Origin of the sequence: Pseudomonas tehranensis (assembly GCF_014268615.1) — a bacterium.
In the GTDB taxonomy this organism is placed as follows: Bacteria; Pseudomonadota; Gammaproteobacteria; order Pseudomonadales; family Pseudomonadaceae; genus Aquipseudomonas; species Aquipseudomonas tehranensis.
The window spans coordinates 1-15548 of sequence record NZ_JABWQV010000036.1 but is presented as its reverse complement, the minus strand read 5'-3'; the positions used below and the strand labels follow the sequence as shown (position 1 = coordinate 15548).

The window sequence follows — 15548 nt, the reverse complement described above, 5'->3', positions numbered from 1 at the left end:
TTCATGAACTCCGTTTTCATTGTCGACGACCACCCGGTCATCCGCCTCGCCGTTCGCATGCTCCTGGAGCATGAGGGCTATAAGGTCGTAGGGGAAACTGACAACGGTGTGGATGCGATGCAAATGGTGCGCGAATGCATGCCGGACCTGGTCATTCTGGACATCAGCATCCCCAGGCTTGACGGGCTGGAAATTCTCTCACGGTTCAACGCCATGACCACACCCCTTAAAACATTGGTGCTCACCGCTCAATCCCCAACGCTTTTCGGTATCCGGTGCATGCAATCCGGTGCCTCTGGATACGTTTGTAAACAGGAAGACCTCAGCGAGCTGGTCAGCGCAATCAAGGCCGTGTTGTCCGGTTATAACTATTTCCCCAGCCAGGCACTGAACCCGGTCCGCCAGGACGATCCTCGCAGCATAGAGCTGGATCTTTTCAAGAGCGTCAATGACCGAGAGTTGATGGTGCTGCAACTTTTTGCTCAGGGCCGTACCAATAAGGAAATAGCCAAAGGTATGTTTCTCAGTAATAAGACCGTCAGCACTTACAAAAAAAGATTGATGCAAAAACTCAAGGTCAAGTCCCTGGTAGAACTGATTGAAATGGCGAAGCGCAACGCGCTGGTGTGAGAAAAGACCGGATGCTCAAATGCATAAGTAGATACCTCCTGCTATTAAGCGCGGGGTTATATGCGCACGGCCTCATGGCGACGCCGGGCATGCCCGAGCACTACACGCTTTTGGGTCGTTCGACGGCGGCTCATGTCGAGGTGCTGCTGGATGACGGTTACCGTAGCCTGTTACAGGACCGGCAGGAATTGGTACTGGGAACCTCTGCCCCTGATTATCCGCCCTTCGATCTGTCCACCAGCGGGCAAGACTACGAGGGCATGACCGCCGACTACGCCGGCGTCATCGCCAGGGCGATCGGTCTGCCAATGCGGGTTTTGCGTTTCGCGACCCGGGACGAGGCCATTGCTGCCCTCAAGAATGGAAAAATCGACATGCTGGGTACCGCCAATGGTTTCGAAGCTCGCACCCCCGGCATTGTGCTATCGACCCCTTATGCAGTGGACCAGCCCGTTCTCGTCACCCGGACGAATGAAAGCCGTTCCCTGACCGAAGATCTCCAGGGATTGCGGCTGAGCATGGTTTATCACTACCTGCCGCTGCGGGAAATCGAAAAGCTTTACCCCAAGGCAATCATCAGCACCTACCCCTCCTACCAGAACGCCATAAACGCCGTCGCTTTTGGCCAGGCGGATGTCTTTCTCGGCGATACCATTTCCACCCACTACATGATCAGCAAGGGTTACCTGAGCAACATCCGCATGGCCAGCTTCGGCAAGCATGAGTCCTATGGATTCGGTTTCGCGGTTCGAAGTCTCGATACCCGGCTGCTGGAGGCCATCAATGCCACGCTGAACCAGATTTCCATCACCGAGCAAGCGGCCATTTCCAAGCGCTGGAGCGCTGGCAGCGACTTGTATCTCACGGAACACAAGATACAACTGACTGCCCGGGAGCAACGCTGGCTGGCACGGCACCCGGTGGTGCGAGTCGCGGTAAACGAAACCGCGTCGCCCTTCACTTTTTTCGACGCCGATGGTGATTTTCGTGGCATCAGTGCCGACCTGCTGGAGCTGATCCGGTTGCGCACCGGCATCCGCCTGGAGATCCAGCGCACTCAGAATGACAGCGAAATGATTGCCGCGGTCCTGAACGGTCAGGCCGACATGATTGCAGCGCTATTACCGAGCAGCGAGCGGCAACAACAATTGAAGTTCAGCCGCCCCTACGTCGACAGCTCATTCGTCCTGCTGACCCGCAAGCAAGCCGACACCCCGGCAACCCTCGACCAGTTCGGGGACCGAAGCCTGGCCATCACTCAAGGCAATCCGGTCATTGAATGGCTGCACAGCCAGTACCCAGACATCAAGATCATCGAAACCGACGACCCTCTCCATGCCGTGGAAATGCTCGCCAAGGGCCAGATCGACGGCAGCGTGAACTCTCTGGTCATGGCCAACTACTTGATCTCGTCGCACTCGTTGCGAGACACCTTGCAAATCAGCAGTACCGTAGGAACTCGCCAGGCCATGTTCTCGTTGGCCACTGCCAAAGACGCCGTGGAGCTGAACTCCATTCTCGACAAAGCCCTCACCAGCATCGACCCAGACGAACTGGGCGTGATCAATAATCGTTGGCGAGGTTACGTGTCAGCATCGGAACATGCGTGGCGCACCTATAACCGCCTGTTTTTCCAGATCGTCGCCGGCGTCGGCCTGTTGCTGCTGCTGTCACTGGCATGGAATGCCTACATGCAGCGCCAGATCAGGCAACGTCAACGGGCGGAGCTGGCCCTCAATGACCAGCTTGAGTTCATGCACTCGCTACTCAACGGCACCCCTCACCCGATCTACGTCAGAGATCGCAACGGTTTCCTGCAAAGTTGCAATGACAGTTACTTGCAGACGTTCAACGTGAAACGCGAAGAGGTTATCGGCAAGAACGTCATGCCTGGGCCCATGAGCAATGCTTTCGAAGCGCAGGAGTACCAGGCGGACTATCAGCGGGTCATGGCCGAAGGCACTCCGCTGGTGATGGATCGCCCGTTGCATATCGGGGCTGACAAACTGACCATCTATCACTGGATTCTCCCCTACCGAAATTCCAACGCAGAAGTACAGGGCATCATCGGCGGCTGGATCGACATCAGCGAACGACGCCAACTGTTCGATGAACTGCGCGCCGCCAAAGAGCGGGCCGATGATGCGAACCGCGCCAAAAGCACGTTCCTGGCGACCATGAGCCATGAGATCCGCACCCCCATGAACGCGGTGATCGGCATGCTGGAGCTGGCTTTAAAACATGCCGACAAGGGCCATCTGGACCGCTCGACAATAGAAGTGGCGTACGAATCGGCTTCCGGCATGCTCGAGCTGATCGGCGATATCCTGGACATTGCACGGATCGAATCAGGTCACCTGAGCCTGGCGCCCGAGCGGGTCAATCTCAGGGCCTTGCTGCAATCGGTCATACGGGTTTTCGAAGGCGTTGCCCGACAGAAGAACCTGGCATTGTCGCTGCTGTTCGACCCGGCCGAAGGCAACCCGGACGTCCTGATAGACCCCTTGCGATTCAAACAGGTGCTCTCGAACCTGATCAGCAATGCCCTCAAATTTACCGAACAGGGTCAGGTTCAAATCAAGGTCCAACTGTCCCCGGTCGCCCCGGATGGCACCCTGCACATGCAACTGGAGGTCAGCGACAGCGGCATCGGCATCAGTGCGGCAGACCTGCAACGTCTGTTCGAGCCGTTTTCCCAGGTCGACAATACCGGCCGGATGGCGCGAACGGGCGCAGGACTTGGCCTGGTGATCAGTCGCAACCTGTGCCAGATGATGGGCGGCAGCCTGCACATGAGCAGCGAGCCGGGCATCGGTACCCGGGTCCAGATTTCACTGCAACTGACTACCCTGCCGACCTCCACTGTTTGCGTACCCCCGGAGCCCGTCGTTGAAACGGCCACGGCGGCCTTGAGCGTTCTGATCGTGGATGACCATCCGGCCAATCGCTTGTTGATGTCGCAACAACTGGAGTACCTGGGTCATCACCATCAGGTCGCCCATGATGGCGCACAAGGGCTCAAAGCCTGGCATGAAGGGGATTTCGACCTGGTCATCGCCGATTGCAACATGCCCATCATGAGTGGCTACGAACTGGCCAGTTCGATTCGTCGCCATGAGTGCGAACGCGAACTGCCGCGCTGCACCATCCTGGGGTTTACCGCCAACGCACAACCGGAGGAGAAACAACGCTGCCAGGACGCCGGAATGGACGACTGCCTGTTCAAACCGATCAGCCTGAGCGCCCTGAGCCAATGGATGAAAACGGTCAGATCCACCAGCCAGCCCAAGGCTTTCAATGTGCAAAGCCTGCAGGCCTTGACCGGTGGCAACCCCTTATCCATCCGGCGCCTGTTGGAAGAGCTGCTCAGCAGCAATCGCTCGGACCGCCGGGAGTTGCTCGATATTGCCCGCAGTGGGGACCGACAGGCACTGACCGAGGCCGCACACAAAATAAAAGGCGTCGCCCGAATAGTGCAGGCGACCTCGTTGATACAAAGATGTGAGGCGCTGGAACACGCCTGCCGCCAGGCACAAGGTGCGCACCCCATTGGCGAATGTACCGAGGCGCTCGACCAGGCCATGACCGAACTGGAGCGCGCCCTGGAAACAGAGATCGCCAAGGCAAAATAATCCAGCGTTTACTATGCTGATCGCTCAGCAGTGCGCACCAGGGGCGTTCTCAATTGGCATCCCCCGGCGCGGCAGGGAATGAGTTGGGAACGCCCACCAATACTTGGAGTGACTGCAATGCCCAGCGCACCGCGTCCGCAACAACGCCGGTTCCCCTTGCACGTGCACATCAGCGTGATGTTTACGCTGCTCATGCTGCTGACCGGTGCGGTGCTAGGCCTTTTCAACTATCACCAGACAACGCAAATCATCCTGTCCAGCAGTGAAAAACTGTTCAACCGCATCGAGCAGGACGTACGCCTGGATTTGTATGACACCTATGAACCCATCCGCCACCTGTTGGGCCTGCTGGCCGATTACCCGGCGACACATGAATCCAGGATAGCTCAGCGCCTGGCCCTGCTCGCGCCCTTCAGCCAGGCGCTGCGGGACAACCCGAACCTGGCGTCGCTGTACCTGGGCGACAGCAATGGCGACTTCCTGATGGTCCGCCCCTTGCGCACCGAAACCCTGAAGACCGCGCTTAACGCGCCGGCCAATGCAGCCTACCAGGTCTGGACCGTGGATCGGACAGCTACCCCCGGCCAGGTTCGTGCCCAGTCGCTGTTCTACGACCAGAACCTGACGCTCATTGGCCACCAGGACATTGCCGACGAATCCTACGATCCGCGCAATCGAGGCTGGTTTCGCAGCGCGCTGGCAAGCGCCGAGCAAATCACCACCGAACCCTACGTCTTCTTCTCCACCCAAAACCTGGGCACCACCCTCGCCCGGCGCAGTGGCGCACAGGCGGTCATCGCTGCCGACCTGACCCTGGCGTCTCTGTCCCAGACCCTGGCCAAGCACAGGGTGACCGCCGGCACCGAAATTGTGCTGCTCGACCCCCAGGGCAATACAGTCGCCTACCCCGACAGTCAGCGGCTGATCACCGACACCCAGTCGGCACGCCTGATCAAGGCACGCGACCTCAGCCCGGCGATCGCCGCCGCACTCGACGACAACACCGACACCCCACGCCTGGAGGCAGGTGGACGCCAATGGATCGTTTCGCGCAGCCACATGCAGGAAGGCGGACCGCAGGGCCTGGAACTGGCGTTGTTGGTCCCTGAAGATGAGTTGCTGGCCGATGCCTATCGCATGCGCTGGCAAGGCGCGCTGATTACCCTGGCCACCCTGCTCCTGTGCCTGCCCCTGGGCTGGTTGACCTCCAGGATCCTGGTCAAGCCCCTGCGCGCACTGGTGCAGGAGGCCGACGCCATTCGCAGCTTCGATTTCAACTACCCGGTGTCTCGTCGCTCCCCGGTGCTGGAGGTCGATCAGTTGGGCGTTTCGATGGCGCGAATGAAAGAGACCCTGGCAAGCTTCTTCGAAATCACCGCCAGTCTGCGCGCTGAAACCCGCTTTGCCCCATTGCTGGAGCGGGTGTTGTTCGAGACGGTGAAAATCGCTCAGGCCCAGGCCGGCCTGATTTACCTGCGCGAGAACGATGACGATCGGGTCAGGCCCTACGGGCTGGTCATCGATGGAACGCCTCGGGACCTTGCAGCCTTCGAGTTGCAAGGCCATGCGCTCAAGGCACCGGACAGCCCGCCATGGCTGCAGCAACTGGACGCCGCGGACAACCTCGTCACCTCGCTGGGCTTCGAGCAGGCCGCCGACCTCAAGAGTGTCTTGCTGGCACTGGACGCCCCTCGGGTTCATCTGATCGGCATCCGCCTGCGCAATCGCCACCAGGAAACCGTCGGGGTTCTGGTGCTGCTGATCACCGACAGCGGTACTGAAGCCGACCTGGAAAAACTGCAGCCGGACCGTATCGCTTTCCTGCAGGCCGTGTCCGGCGCCGCCACCGTGAGCATCGAAGGCCAGCGCCTGCAAGCCCGGCAAAAACAACTGCTCGATTCGTTCATTCAACTGCTGGCCGGGGCGATCGATGCCAAGAGTCCTTACACCGGCGGTCATTGCCAACGGGTTCCAGCCCTGACGCTGATGCTCGCCCAGGCCGCCGCTGCCAGCCAGGCGTCGGCATTCCAGGCCTACCAACCCACGGAGGATGAGTGGGAAGCGCTGCACATCGCCGCCTGGCTGCACGATTGCGGCAAGGTCACCACACCCGAATACGTGGTCGACAAAGCCACCAAACTGGAAACCCTGAACGACCGGATCCACGAGATCCGCACGCGCTTCGAGGTGCTCAAGCGCGACGCCTGGGTCGATTACTGGCAGGCCCTGGCAACGGGTGGCGAGCCGTCATCCTTGGCCCAGCGACGCGACGCCACACTGGCCCGCCTCGATGACGACTTTGCCTTCGTCGCCCGCTGCAACCTCGGCTCAGAGGCCATGGCCGACGCCGACCTACAACGCTTGCAAGATATCGCCCAACGCCCCTGGACCCGGACCCTGGATGACCGCCTGGGGGTTTCCTGGGAAGAGAACCGCCGCCAGGCACGTACCCCCAAGCCTACGCTTCCAGTGACTGAACGGTTGCTGGCGGACAAGCCCGAACACTTGCTGGAGCGGCTCGAAGCCGAGCTGATCCCGGCGGACAACCCATGGGGTTTCCAGCTCGATGTACCGCCCTGGAAATACAACCGCGGCGAACTGTACAACCTCAGCATCAAACGGGGCACGCTGACGCGAGAAGAGCGTTACGTCATCAATCATCACATGGTGCAAACAATCCTGATGCTCAGCCAGTTACCCTTCCCCAGCCATTTGGACAACGTGGCGGAGATCGCCGGCGGGCATCACGAGAGGATGGATGGCACGGGATATCCCAAGCGACTCAAACGCGAGGAGATGAGCCTGTCTGCGCGCATGATGGCGATTGCGGACATATTCGAAGCGCTGACGGCTGCCGATCGCCCTTACAAGAAGGCCAAGAAACTGAGTGAAGCCCTGGGCATCATGGCCACCATGTGCCGTGACGCCCACATCGATCCAGAGCTGTTCGGGCTGTTCATCGATGAAAAGATCTACCTGAGCTACGCCAACCAGTTTCTCGATCCGCGCCAGATCGATGAAGTCGACCCGGACAGCCTGCTGGCCAAAGCGGGGCTCAAAGCATGAAAGCTATCCCTGTAGGAGCTGCCGAGCCAAGCGAGGCTGCGATCTTTCTGCTGACGTTTGAATCTCACGCGAAAGATCAAAAGATCGTCCGAACGCGGCCCGAGCCTTCGCCAGCTCCTGCAGAAAGCAGCTCAGCAGTCTGTCAGGCGCAGGAAAATCTCGGTCAGTTGTTCAATACCGGCCCGATCATGCTCAGTAAAACGTGCCAGTTTCGGACTGTCCAGGTCGAGCACGCCGATCAGGCGCCCGCCCTTGATCAGCGGCACCACCAGTTCGCTGTTCGACGCGCTGTCGCAGGCGATATGCCCGGCAAAGGCATGGACGTCTTCGACACGCTGGGTCTGGCGGGTGGCCGCCGCTGTCCCGCACACACCACGGCCAAAGGGAATTCGCACGCAGGCGATCTGCCCCTGGAATGGGCCCAGCACCAGTTCTTCGTTGCGATTGAGGTAAAAGCCTGCCCAGTTCAAGTCGTCCAGCTGACTGAACAGAAAGGCCGAAAACTGCGCGGCATTGGCGATGAAGTCACGCTCATCGGCCAACAAGGACTCAAGCTGTGCCGCTAACAAGCCGTAGCCGTCGAGACCTTCGCCCGTGCCTTTCAAATCGATCATGCCTTACTCTCCAGAAGTTTGAGGCCCACCCAATATCGGGCAAACTGATAAGCGCAACGTCCGTTGCGGTTGCCGCGCCCGGTGGCCCAACGCACTGCCTGCACATCCAGCGCTTCATCACGCTGCCAGGCCAGCCCGGCCTTGGCCGCCAGCTCGCCGATCCAGTGCTCCACCACGTTGAGGAAATGCTCCTGGGTAAACGGATAAAACGACAGCCACAACCCGAAACGGTCAGACAATGCAATCTTGTCCTCCACGGCCTCGCTGGGGTGAAGCTCGCCATCGACCCGCTTCCAGTTCTCGTTGTCGCTTTCCTTTTCCGGCACCAGGTGACGGCGGTTAGAGGTGGCGTACAACAGCACGTTATCCGGTGCCTGTTCCAGAGACCCGTCCAACACGCTTTTAAGAACGCGGTAATCGCCCTCCCCGGATTCGAACGACAGGTCATCGCAGAACAGCACAAAGCGCTGTGGCAGTTTTGCGATTTGTTCGACCACCCGCGGCAGATCGGCCAGGTGATCGCGCTCGATCTCGATCAACCGCAAGCCATGCTGGGCATGTTCGGCCAGCAACGCGCGCACCAGAGACGACTTGCCAGTGCCACGCGAGCCCCACAGCAACGCATGGTTGGCCGGCAGGCCATCGATGAACTGCTGGGTGTTGCGACCCAGCTGTTCAACCTGACGATCCACGCCAATCAGGTCCGACAGACGCATGTCGAGGCTGACTTCAAGCGGCAGCAGGTAACCACTGCGCCCGTCGCGCTGCCAACGGGCCGCCAGCGTCCGGGTCCAGTCGATAGTCGGCCGTGGAGCGGGCAGCAAGGGCTCTATGCGAGCCAGCACCGCATCGGCACGCTCAAGAAAAGCATTCAATCGAGAGTCCACGTCTTCTCCTCGGACAGGTTCACAGTGATGATGGCGCAACAGCGACGAAACGCCGTACCCAATGGCGGGTCTATCCCACACAACATAAACCGGCTGCATCGGTATTCAGAGATGATCAGCTATGCTTGAGCGGCGAAGGGAAACGTAAGTGGTTCATCATTCCATGGACATCAGATTCACCCAACGGCTGTCCTACAAGCAGGCCCGGCTGACCGTTCTGGTGGGTTTCGTGCTGGGTACTTTGCTCAGCCTGATGCAGATCGGCATCGATTATGCCAGCGAAGACGCGTCGATCAACCGTGAAATCCTGTCACTGCTGGAAATCAGCCACAACCCGGCATCGCGCATCGCCTATAACATCGATGCCGAACTCGCCCAGGAGCTGTCCTTGGGCCTGTTGCGCTCACCGGCCATCATCGGCGCCCAACTGATCGATAACAACAACACCGTGCTGGCCAGCGTCAAACGCCCCGAACTGCAGAGCAGTTACCGGTTCATCAGCGACTTTCTCTTCGGTGCCCAGCGCCAGTTCGAAGATCGCCTCTATCTGGACCACCTGCCGGCCGAGTCCCTGGGCGTGCTGCGGCTGGAGGTTGACACCTATGCTTTCGGCAGCCGGTTCCTGCGCCGCGCCGAAGTGACGCTGCTCAACGGTTTCGCCCGCAGCCTGATCCTGACCGGTCTGCTGCTGGCGTTGTTTTATGTGATGCTGACCAAGCCCCTGGTCCGGGTCATCCGCGAACTGAGCAGCCGCGACCCCAGTAGCGGCGAGCAGAGTCGTCTGGAATGCCCCTCCGGCCACCAGCAGGACGAGATCGGTGTACTGGTCTCGGTGGCCAACCAGCAGTTCGAAAATATCGCCACCGAGATTCAGCAACGGCGCACCGCCGAAAATCGCCTCACCGATTACCTGGCGCAGTTGGAAAACATTGTCTCGGCCCGTACCGCCGAACTCAAAGCCATCAATGCCCGCCTCAGCCAGTCCAACGAGGAGTTGGAAGTGGCCCGGCGCACCGCCCTGGATATGGCCGAAGCCCGCTCCGTCTTTCTGGCCAACATGAGCCATGAGATCCGCACGCCGCTCAACGGTCTGCTGGGAATGATCGCGCTGTCACTGGATGGGCCCCTGACGGCCGAACAACAGCAACAGCTATCGATCGCCCATGACTCGGGCAAGGTGCTGGTTGAACTGCTCAACGACATCCTTGATCTGTCGAAATTCGACGCCGGTCAACTGGAACTCGAACGCATCCCGTTCGACCTTGGCTCGCTGGTCGAAGACACCGCCAACCTGCTTTCCCAGAACGCCGCTCCCAGTGTCGAACTGGCCTGCCTGATCGATCCGGCGTTTCCAGCACAGGTCCTGGGTGACCCGACCCGGGTGCGCCAGATCGTCAGCAACCTGCTGTCCAATGCGCTGAAATTCACTCGCTTCGGCCGGGTCGACGTACGTTTGAGTCCACATAAAGACGGCGTGCGAATCGAGATCTGTGACACCGGCATCGGCATCCCCCAGGAAGCCCAGGCGCGCATTCTCCAGCCGTTCACCCAGGCCGGTGTTGGCATTACCCGCCAGTTCGGTGGCACCGGGCTGGGCCTGGCGCTGACCTACAACCTCTGTGAAGCCATGCAAGGCCAGTTGACGATCACCTCCGAAGCCGGCTTCGGCAGTCAGTTCTGCGCTGACCTGCCCCTGCCCTGCCATACCGCCGCGATGCCCGTCGAGCCCTTGCACGGCAATGTCGTGGCCATCACCGATCGCAGCAGCGGCCTGGCCGAATTGCTCAACATGCTACTGCCCGGCTGGGGGCTGGACTATGAAAGACGTTCAGTGGATGACGGATTGCTGGGCCTCAAGCCTGATGTCCTGATTACTGACTGCCCGGAATGCCTGTTCAATATGCGTCCCACTTTCGACGCGCCCATCCTGCTGGTCACCGCATATGGCAGTTTTCTGCCCAGTGAAGAAGCCACCGTCCTTGCCCCTTTGTTACAGCAGGCCCGGCCCCTGGCGCGCCATGCCCTCTATCAGATCCTGCGTCGCGCTTTGCAAAGCGACGCCACCACCATCAATGATGCTCAGATCGAAACCCTGGCGCCGTCCAAACGCGGGCGGGTCTTGCTGGTGGAAGACAATCCGGTCAACCAACTGGTGGCCAAGGGCATGCTGGTAAAGCTGGGCTGCGAAGTCATCGTCGCGGCCCATGGCGCCGAAGCCCTGGACCTGCTCGAACAGAGGGATTTCAATTTGGTCCTGATGGATTGCAACATGCCGGTCATGGACGGTTACGAAGCCAGTCGCCAGATCCGTCGCAGCGGGCGCTGGCCGGATCTGCCGATTGTCGCACTGACAGCCAACGCCATGCCTGAGGAACGTGAGCGATGCCGGGCCGCCGGCATGAACGACTACCTGTCCAAGCCGTTTCGGCGCGAAGAGCTGGCGGCGTTGCTGGACCAGTGGGTGCCGCTTACGTCAGCGCTTTGATCTGCCCCAATAGATGATCAAGACCGTCTCGCAACGCCCCCAGGCGGTCCAGGTCAAGCCCGCTGTCGCATAACAGGCGGGCCTTGAGTGGACCGACCTGCTCACGCAATTCCCAGCCTGTTTGCGTAAGACTCAGATGCACCTCCCGCTCATCGCGGGCCGAACGCTGTCGCTGCACCAGGCTCAGTTGTTCCAGGCGCTTGAGCAACGGCGTCAGCGTGCCCGAATCCAGCAGTAGCCGCTCGCCCAGAGCCTTGACCGTGGGTTGTTCCGGCGCATCTTCCTGCCACTCCCACAGCACCAGCATCGCCAGGTACTGCGGATAAGTCAGGCCGAGCTGATCGAGCATGGGCTTGTAGCCGCGAATGACCGCCCGCGAAGCGGCGTACAGTTTGAAGCACAACTGGCTGTCGAGTTTCAGCGCATCGACTGACAGATCATTCATTTGAGTAAGGCTTCGATCTCAGCGGTCAGGTCCTGGGGTTTGGTGGTCGGGGCAAAACGCTTGACCACCTGCCCGTCCTTGCCGATCAGGAACTTGGTGAAATTCCACTTGATGCCCTTGGACCCCAGTACGCCGGGCGCCCGCTGCTTGAGCTGGACAAACAGCGGATGGGCATTGGCGCCGTTGACCTCGATTTTCTTGAACAGCGGAAAACTCACACCGAAGTTCAGCTCACAGAACTCGGAAATCGCCCCCTCGTTGCCCGGTTCCTGCTTGCCAAACTGATTGCAGGGAAAGCCCAGCACCACCAGGCCCTGGTCCTTGTAGGTCTGCCACAGCGCCTCAAGCCCCTTGTACTGAGGAGTGAAGCCACACTGACTGGCGGTATTGACCACCAGCACAGCCTTGCCGGCGAAATCGGCGAGGGTCTTTTGCTCCCCCTTGATCGTGGTGCACGGGATGCTCAGCAGGTTGTCGCTCATGGCAAGGCTCCAGATGGGAAGAAGAGGACACAGAAGATAGCGATCAATTAAATTGCATGCAATTTAATAATCAAAAATACCCCCATCACACACCGTGGGAGCAAGGCTTGCCCGCGATGAGGGCGACACGGTCTTTCAGAGATCGAGGTGCCTGTTTCGCGAGCAAGCTTTGCTCCCACAGAGTCACCCTCGGGGTACGAGATCCAGGCACACCGAATTGATGCAATAACGCAAGCCGGTGGGTGGCGGGCCGTCAGGGAAGACGTGGCCCAGATGCGCGTCACACTGGGCGCAGACCACTTCAGTGCGGATCATGCCGTGGCTGACATCGCGCACTTCCACTACCGCGCTGCCTTCGATCGGCGCGTAGAAACTTGGCCAACCGCAGCCGGAATCGAACTTGGTCCGCGAATCGAACAGCGGCTCGTTGCAGCAGACGCAGTGGTATACGCCGTCAGTCTTGGTGTCGTTGTACTTACCGGAAAATGGCCGTTCGGTGCCCTTCAGCCGACAGACGTTGTACTGCTCCGGGTCAAGCATGGCGCGCCATTCTTCAAGGGTTTTCTGCAACTTTTCCATCGTCCTACCTCGGCAATTGAAAAAGCCCGATCCGACGCTTTTCCGCAGATCGGGCGGCACGTATGATTGCGCCTCGTCAGGCGCCAGTCTGGCAGTCACGCCATGCGCATTCAAACGGATTGTCACGCATGTACCGCGTCAAGCCTGGGCACAGACGCAGGATCCCCAGTACGGTAGTTCACTCGCCGCCTGGATCGTTCATTTTCGGGAACACATCGCCATGCAGGTCAGCAAATCGAACAAGCTCGCCAACGTCTGCTACGACATTCGCGGCCCGGTGCTCAAGCACGCCAAGCGCCTGGAAGAGGAAGGCCATCGCATCCTCAAGCTGAACATCGGCAACCCGGCGCCCTTTGGTTTCGAAGCGCCCGATGAAATCCTCCAGGACGTTATCCGCAACCTGCCGACTGCCCAGGGCTACAGCGACTCCAAGGGCTTGTTCAGCGCCCGTAAAGCCGTAATGCAGTACTACCAGCAGAAACAGGTCGAAGGTGTCGGCATCGAAGACATCTACCTGGGCAACGGCGTGTCCGAACTGATCGTGATGTCGATGCAAGCCTTGCTCAACAACGGCGATGAGGTGCTGGTGCCGGCCCCGGACTACCCATTGTGGACCGCCGCCGTGAGCCTGTCGGGCGGCAATCCGGTGCATTACCTGTGCGATGAACAGGCCAATTGGTTCCCCGATCTGGCGGACATCAAGGCCAAGATCACCCCGAACACCAAAGCACTGGTGATCATCAACCCGAACAACCCCACTGGCGCGGTGTACTCCAGGGAGGTCCTGCTGGGCATGCTGGAACTGGCTCGCCAGCATAACCTGGTGGTGTTTTCCGACGAGATCTACGACAAGATCCTGTACGACGATGCCGTGCACATCTGCACCGCCTCACTGGCGCCGGACCTGCTGTGCCTGACCTTCAACGGCCTGTCCAAATCCTATCGGGTGGCGGGTTTCCGCTCCGGCTGGATCGCCATCTCCGGCCCCAAGCATCACGCCCAAAGCTACATCGAGGGCATCGACATGCTGGCCAATATGCGCCTGTGCGCCAACGTGCCGAGCCAGCACGCGATCCAGACTGCGCTGGGCGGCTACCAGAGCATCAATGACCTGGTCCTGCCCCAGGGCCGGTTGCTGGAGCAACGCAACCGTACCTGGGAATTGCTCAATGACATTCCCGGTGTCAGTTGCGTCAAGCCAATGGGTGCGCTGTACGCCTTTCCGCGGATCGACCCGAAGGTCTGCCCGATCCATAACGATGAAAAATTCGTACTCGACCTCCTGCTGTCCGAAAAACTGCTGGTGGTCCAGGGCACGGCGTTCAATTGGCCATGGCCGGATCACTTCCGCGTCGTGACCCTGCCGCGGGTCGACGACCTGGACCAGGCCATTGGCCGGATCGGCAACTTCCTCAAGTCCTACCGCCAGTAATCCAGGTGGCGTGCGAGGGGTCGACTCGCACGCTGTTTGATTCAGCAACACATCCGTTTCGCCCGCTTCGGCAGGCCTTCTACACTGAAGGCGCGGCAAACGGTGCGCAGCGAGACTCAACGTTCACGGGGTACGGGCGCTCCTTTTCTTTTCTGCGGTCACTTTCAGAAAAGTCTTTCAAACATTTGCGACGCCTGTAGGACACAGTTTGAAATAGTCGGCATGTTGAATAGCCTGCGGCGGCACCTTATATACCCCGCATAACGCTACATCTTTAGCATGAGGAGATTTCCACAACCATGATGCGCATCCTGCTGTTTTTGGCCACTAACCTGGCGGTCGTGCTGATTGCCAGCATCACCCTGAGCCTTTTTGGCTTCAACGGGTTCATGGCGGCCAACGGGGTTGACCTCAACCTCAGTCAGCTGCTGATCTTCTGTGCGGTGTTCGGTTTCGCCGGTTCCCTGTTCTCGCTGTTCATCTCCAAGTGGATGGCGAAGATGAGCACCAGCACCCAGATCATCACTCAGCCGCGCACTCGCCACGAACAATGGCTGCTGCAAACCGTCGAGCAGCTGTCCCGCGAAGCCGGCATCAAGATGCCGGAAGTGGGCATCTTCCCAGCCTACGAGGCCAACGCCTTCGCCACCGGCTGGAACAAGAACGATGCGCTGGTCGCCGTCAGCCAGGGCTTGCTCGAGCGCTTTTCACCGGATGAAGTCAAGGCTGTGCTGGCCCATGAGATCGGTCACGTCGCCAACGGCGACATGGTGACGCTGGCGCTGATCCAGGGCGTCGTGAACACCTTCGTCATGTTCTTTGCCCGCATCATCGGCAACTTCGTCGACAAGGTGATCTTCAAGAATGAAGAAGGCCAGGGCATCGCCTACTACGTCGCGACCATTTTCGCCGAGCTGGTATTGGGCATCCTCGCCAGCGCCATCGTCATGTGGTTCTCGCGCAAACGTGAGTTCCGCGCAGATGATGCCGGCGCACGCCTGGCTGGCACCAGCGCCATGATCGGCGCCCTGCAACGCCTGCGGGCCGAGCAAGGCTTGCCCGTACACATGCCCGACACCCTCAATGCCTTTGGCATCAACGGTGGCATCAAGCAAGGCCTGGCTCGCATGTTCATGAGCCACCCGCCACTGGAAGAGCGTATCGACGCACTGCGTCGTCGCGGCTGACAGGTTCAAGCTTCAAGAAAAAGCCCGCAGCGATGCGGGCTTTTTTCTGTCTGATTTATGAGTTGCCTGGTCTGGCCCAATCGCGAGCAGGCTCGCTCCCACAGTGGAT

At 59.7% G+C, this 15548-nt stretch carries 11 protein-coding genes; 6 read left to right on the top strand and 5 right to left on the bottom strand.

The genetic code is table 11. From position 1 onward, the window contains the following. Positions 1-3 precede the first annotated feature (3 nt). From HU811_RS09275 to HU811_RS09265, 3 genes are all read left to right on the top strand, one after another. Positions 4-630, top strand: coding sequence for a response regulator transcription factor (locus tag HU811_RS09275; protein ID WP_047226381.1), 627 nt, complete (start codon positions 4-6; stop codon positions 628-630). A 74-nt stretch (positions 631-704) separates the two neighbouring features. Then, positions 705-4262 carry a transporter substrate-binding domain-containing protein gene (locus HU811_RS09270; protein WP_225248411.1) on the top strand — a complete coding sequence of 1186 codons (3558 nt, stop codon included), beginning with the start codon at positions 705-707 and terminating at the stop codon, positions 4260-4262. Between the two features lie 117 nt (positions 4263-4379). Next, positions 4380-7328 carry an HD domain-containing phosphohydrolase gene (locus HU811_RS09265; protein WP_186655406.1) on the top strand — a complete coding sequence of 983 codons (2949 nt, stop codon included), beginning with the start codon at positions 4380-4382 and terminating at the stop codon, positions 7326-7328. A 131-nt stretch (positions 7329-7459) separates the two neighbouring features. On the opposite strand, the gene HU811_RS09260 is transcribed toward HU811_RS09265, so the two are convergent. Further along, complete coding sequence (locus tag HU811_RS09260) at positions 7460-7942, bottom strand: GAF domain-containing protein (RefSeq protein WP_186655404.1); 483 nt, start codon at positions 7940-7942, stop codon at positions 7460-7462. Further along, positions 7939-8829, bottom strand: coding sequence for an ATP-binding protein (locus tag HU811_RS09255; RefSeq protein ID WP_092401895.1), 891 nt, complete (start codon positions 8827-8829; stop codon positions 7939-7941). Before HU811_RS09255 ends, HU811_RS09260 begins: the two co-directional genes overlap by 4 nt. Positions 8830-8992: 163 nt before the next feature. On the opposite strand from HU811_RS09255, the gene HU811_RS09250 reads away from it, so the two are divergent. Continuing rightward, a complete protein-coding gene (locus HU811_RS09250) occupies positions 8993-11314 on the top strand; it encodes a hybrid sensor histidine kinase/response regulator (protein WP_186655402.1) in 2322 nt (773 codons plus the stop codon). On the opposite strand, the gene HU811_RS09245 is transcribed toward HU811_RS09250, so the two are convergent. From HU811_RS09245 to msrB, 3 genes are all read right to left on the bottom strand, one after another. Beyond that, entirely contained in the window at positions 11298-11759 is a 462-nt protein-coding gene (locus HU811_RS09245; protein ID WP_092401901.1) for a MarR family winged helix-turn-helix transcriptional regulator, read from the bottom strand. The two genes, HU811_RS09250 and HU811_RS09245, sit on opposite strands and share 17 nt — an antisense overlap. Further along, on the bottom strand, positions 11756-12241 hold the full coding sequence (locus HU811_RS09240; RefSeq protein WP_092401904.1) for a glutathione peroxidase: 486 nt from the start codon (positions 12239-12241) through the stop codon (positions 11756-11758). Before HU811_RS09240 ends, HU811_RS09245 begins: the two co-directional genes overlap by 4 nt. A gap of 183 nt (positions 12242-12424) precedes the next feature. Continuing rightward, positions 12425-12820 carry a peptide-methionine (R)-S-oxide reductase MsrB gene (msrB, locus tag HU811_RS09235; RefSeq protein WP_186655400.1) on the bottom strand — a complete coding sequence of 132 codons (396 nt, stop codon included), beginning with the start codon at positions 12818-12820 and terminating at the stop codon, positions 12425-12427. A gap of 220 nt (positions 12821-13040) precedes the next feature. Between msrB and HU811_RS09230 the strand changes: the two genes are divergently transcribed. Both HU811_RS09230 and htpX read left to right on the top strand, forming a co-directional pair. Next, a complete protein-coding gene (locus HU811_RS09230; RefSeq protein WP_092458947.1) occupies positions 13041-14252 on the top strand; it encodes a pyridoxal phosphate-dependent aminotransferase in 1212 nt (403 codons plus the stop codon). Positions 14253-14551: 299 nt separating this feature from the next. Next, complete coding sequence (gene htpX, locus HU811_RS09225) at positions 14552-15439, top strand: protease HtpX (protein ID WP_047226371.1); 888 nt, start codon at positions 14552-14554, stop codon at positions 15437-15439. Positions 15440-15548 lie beyond the last annotated feature (109 nt).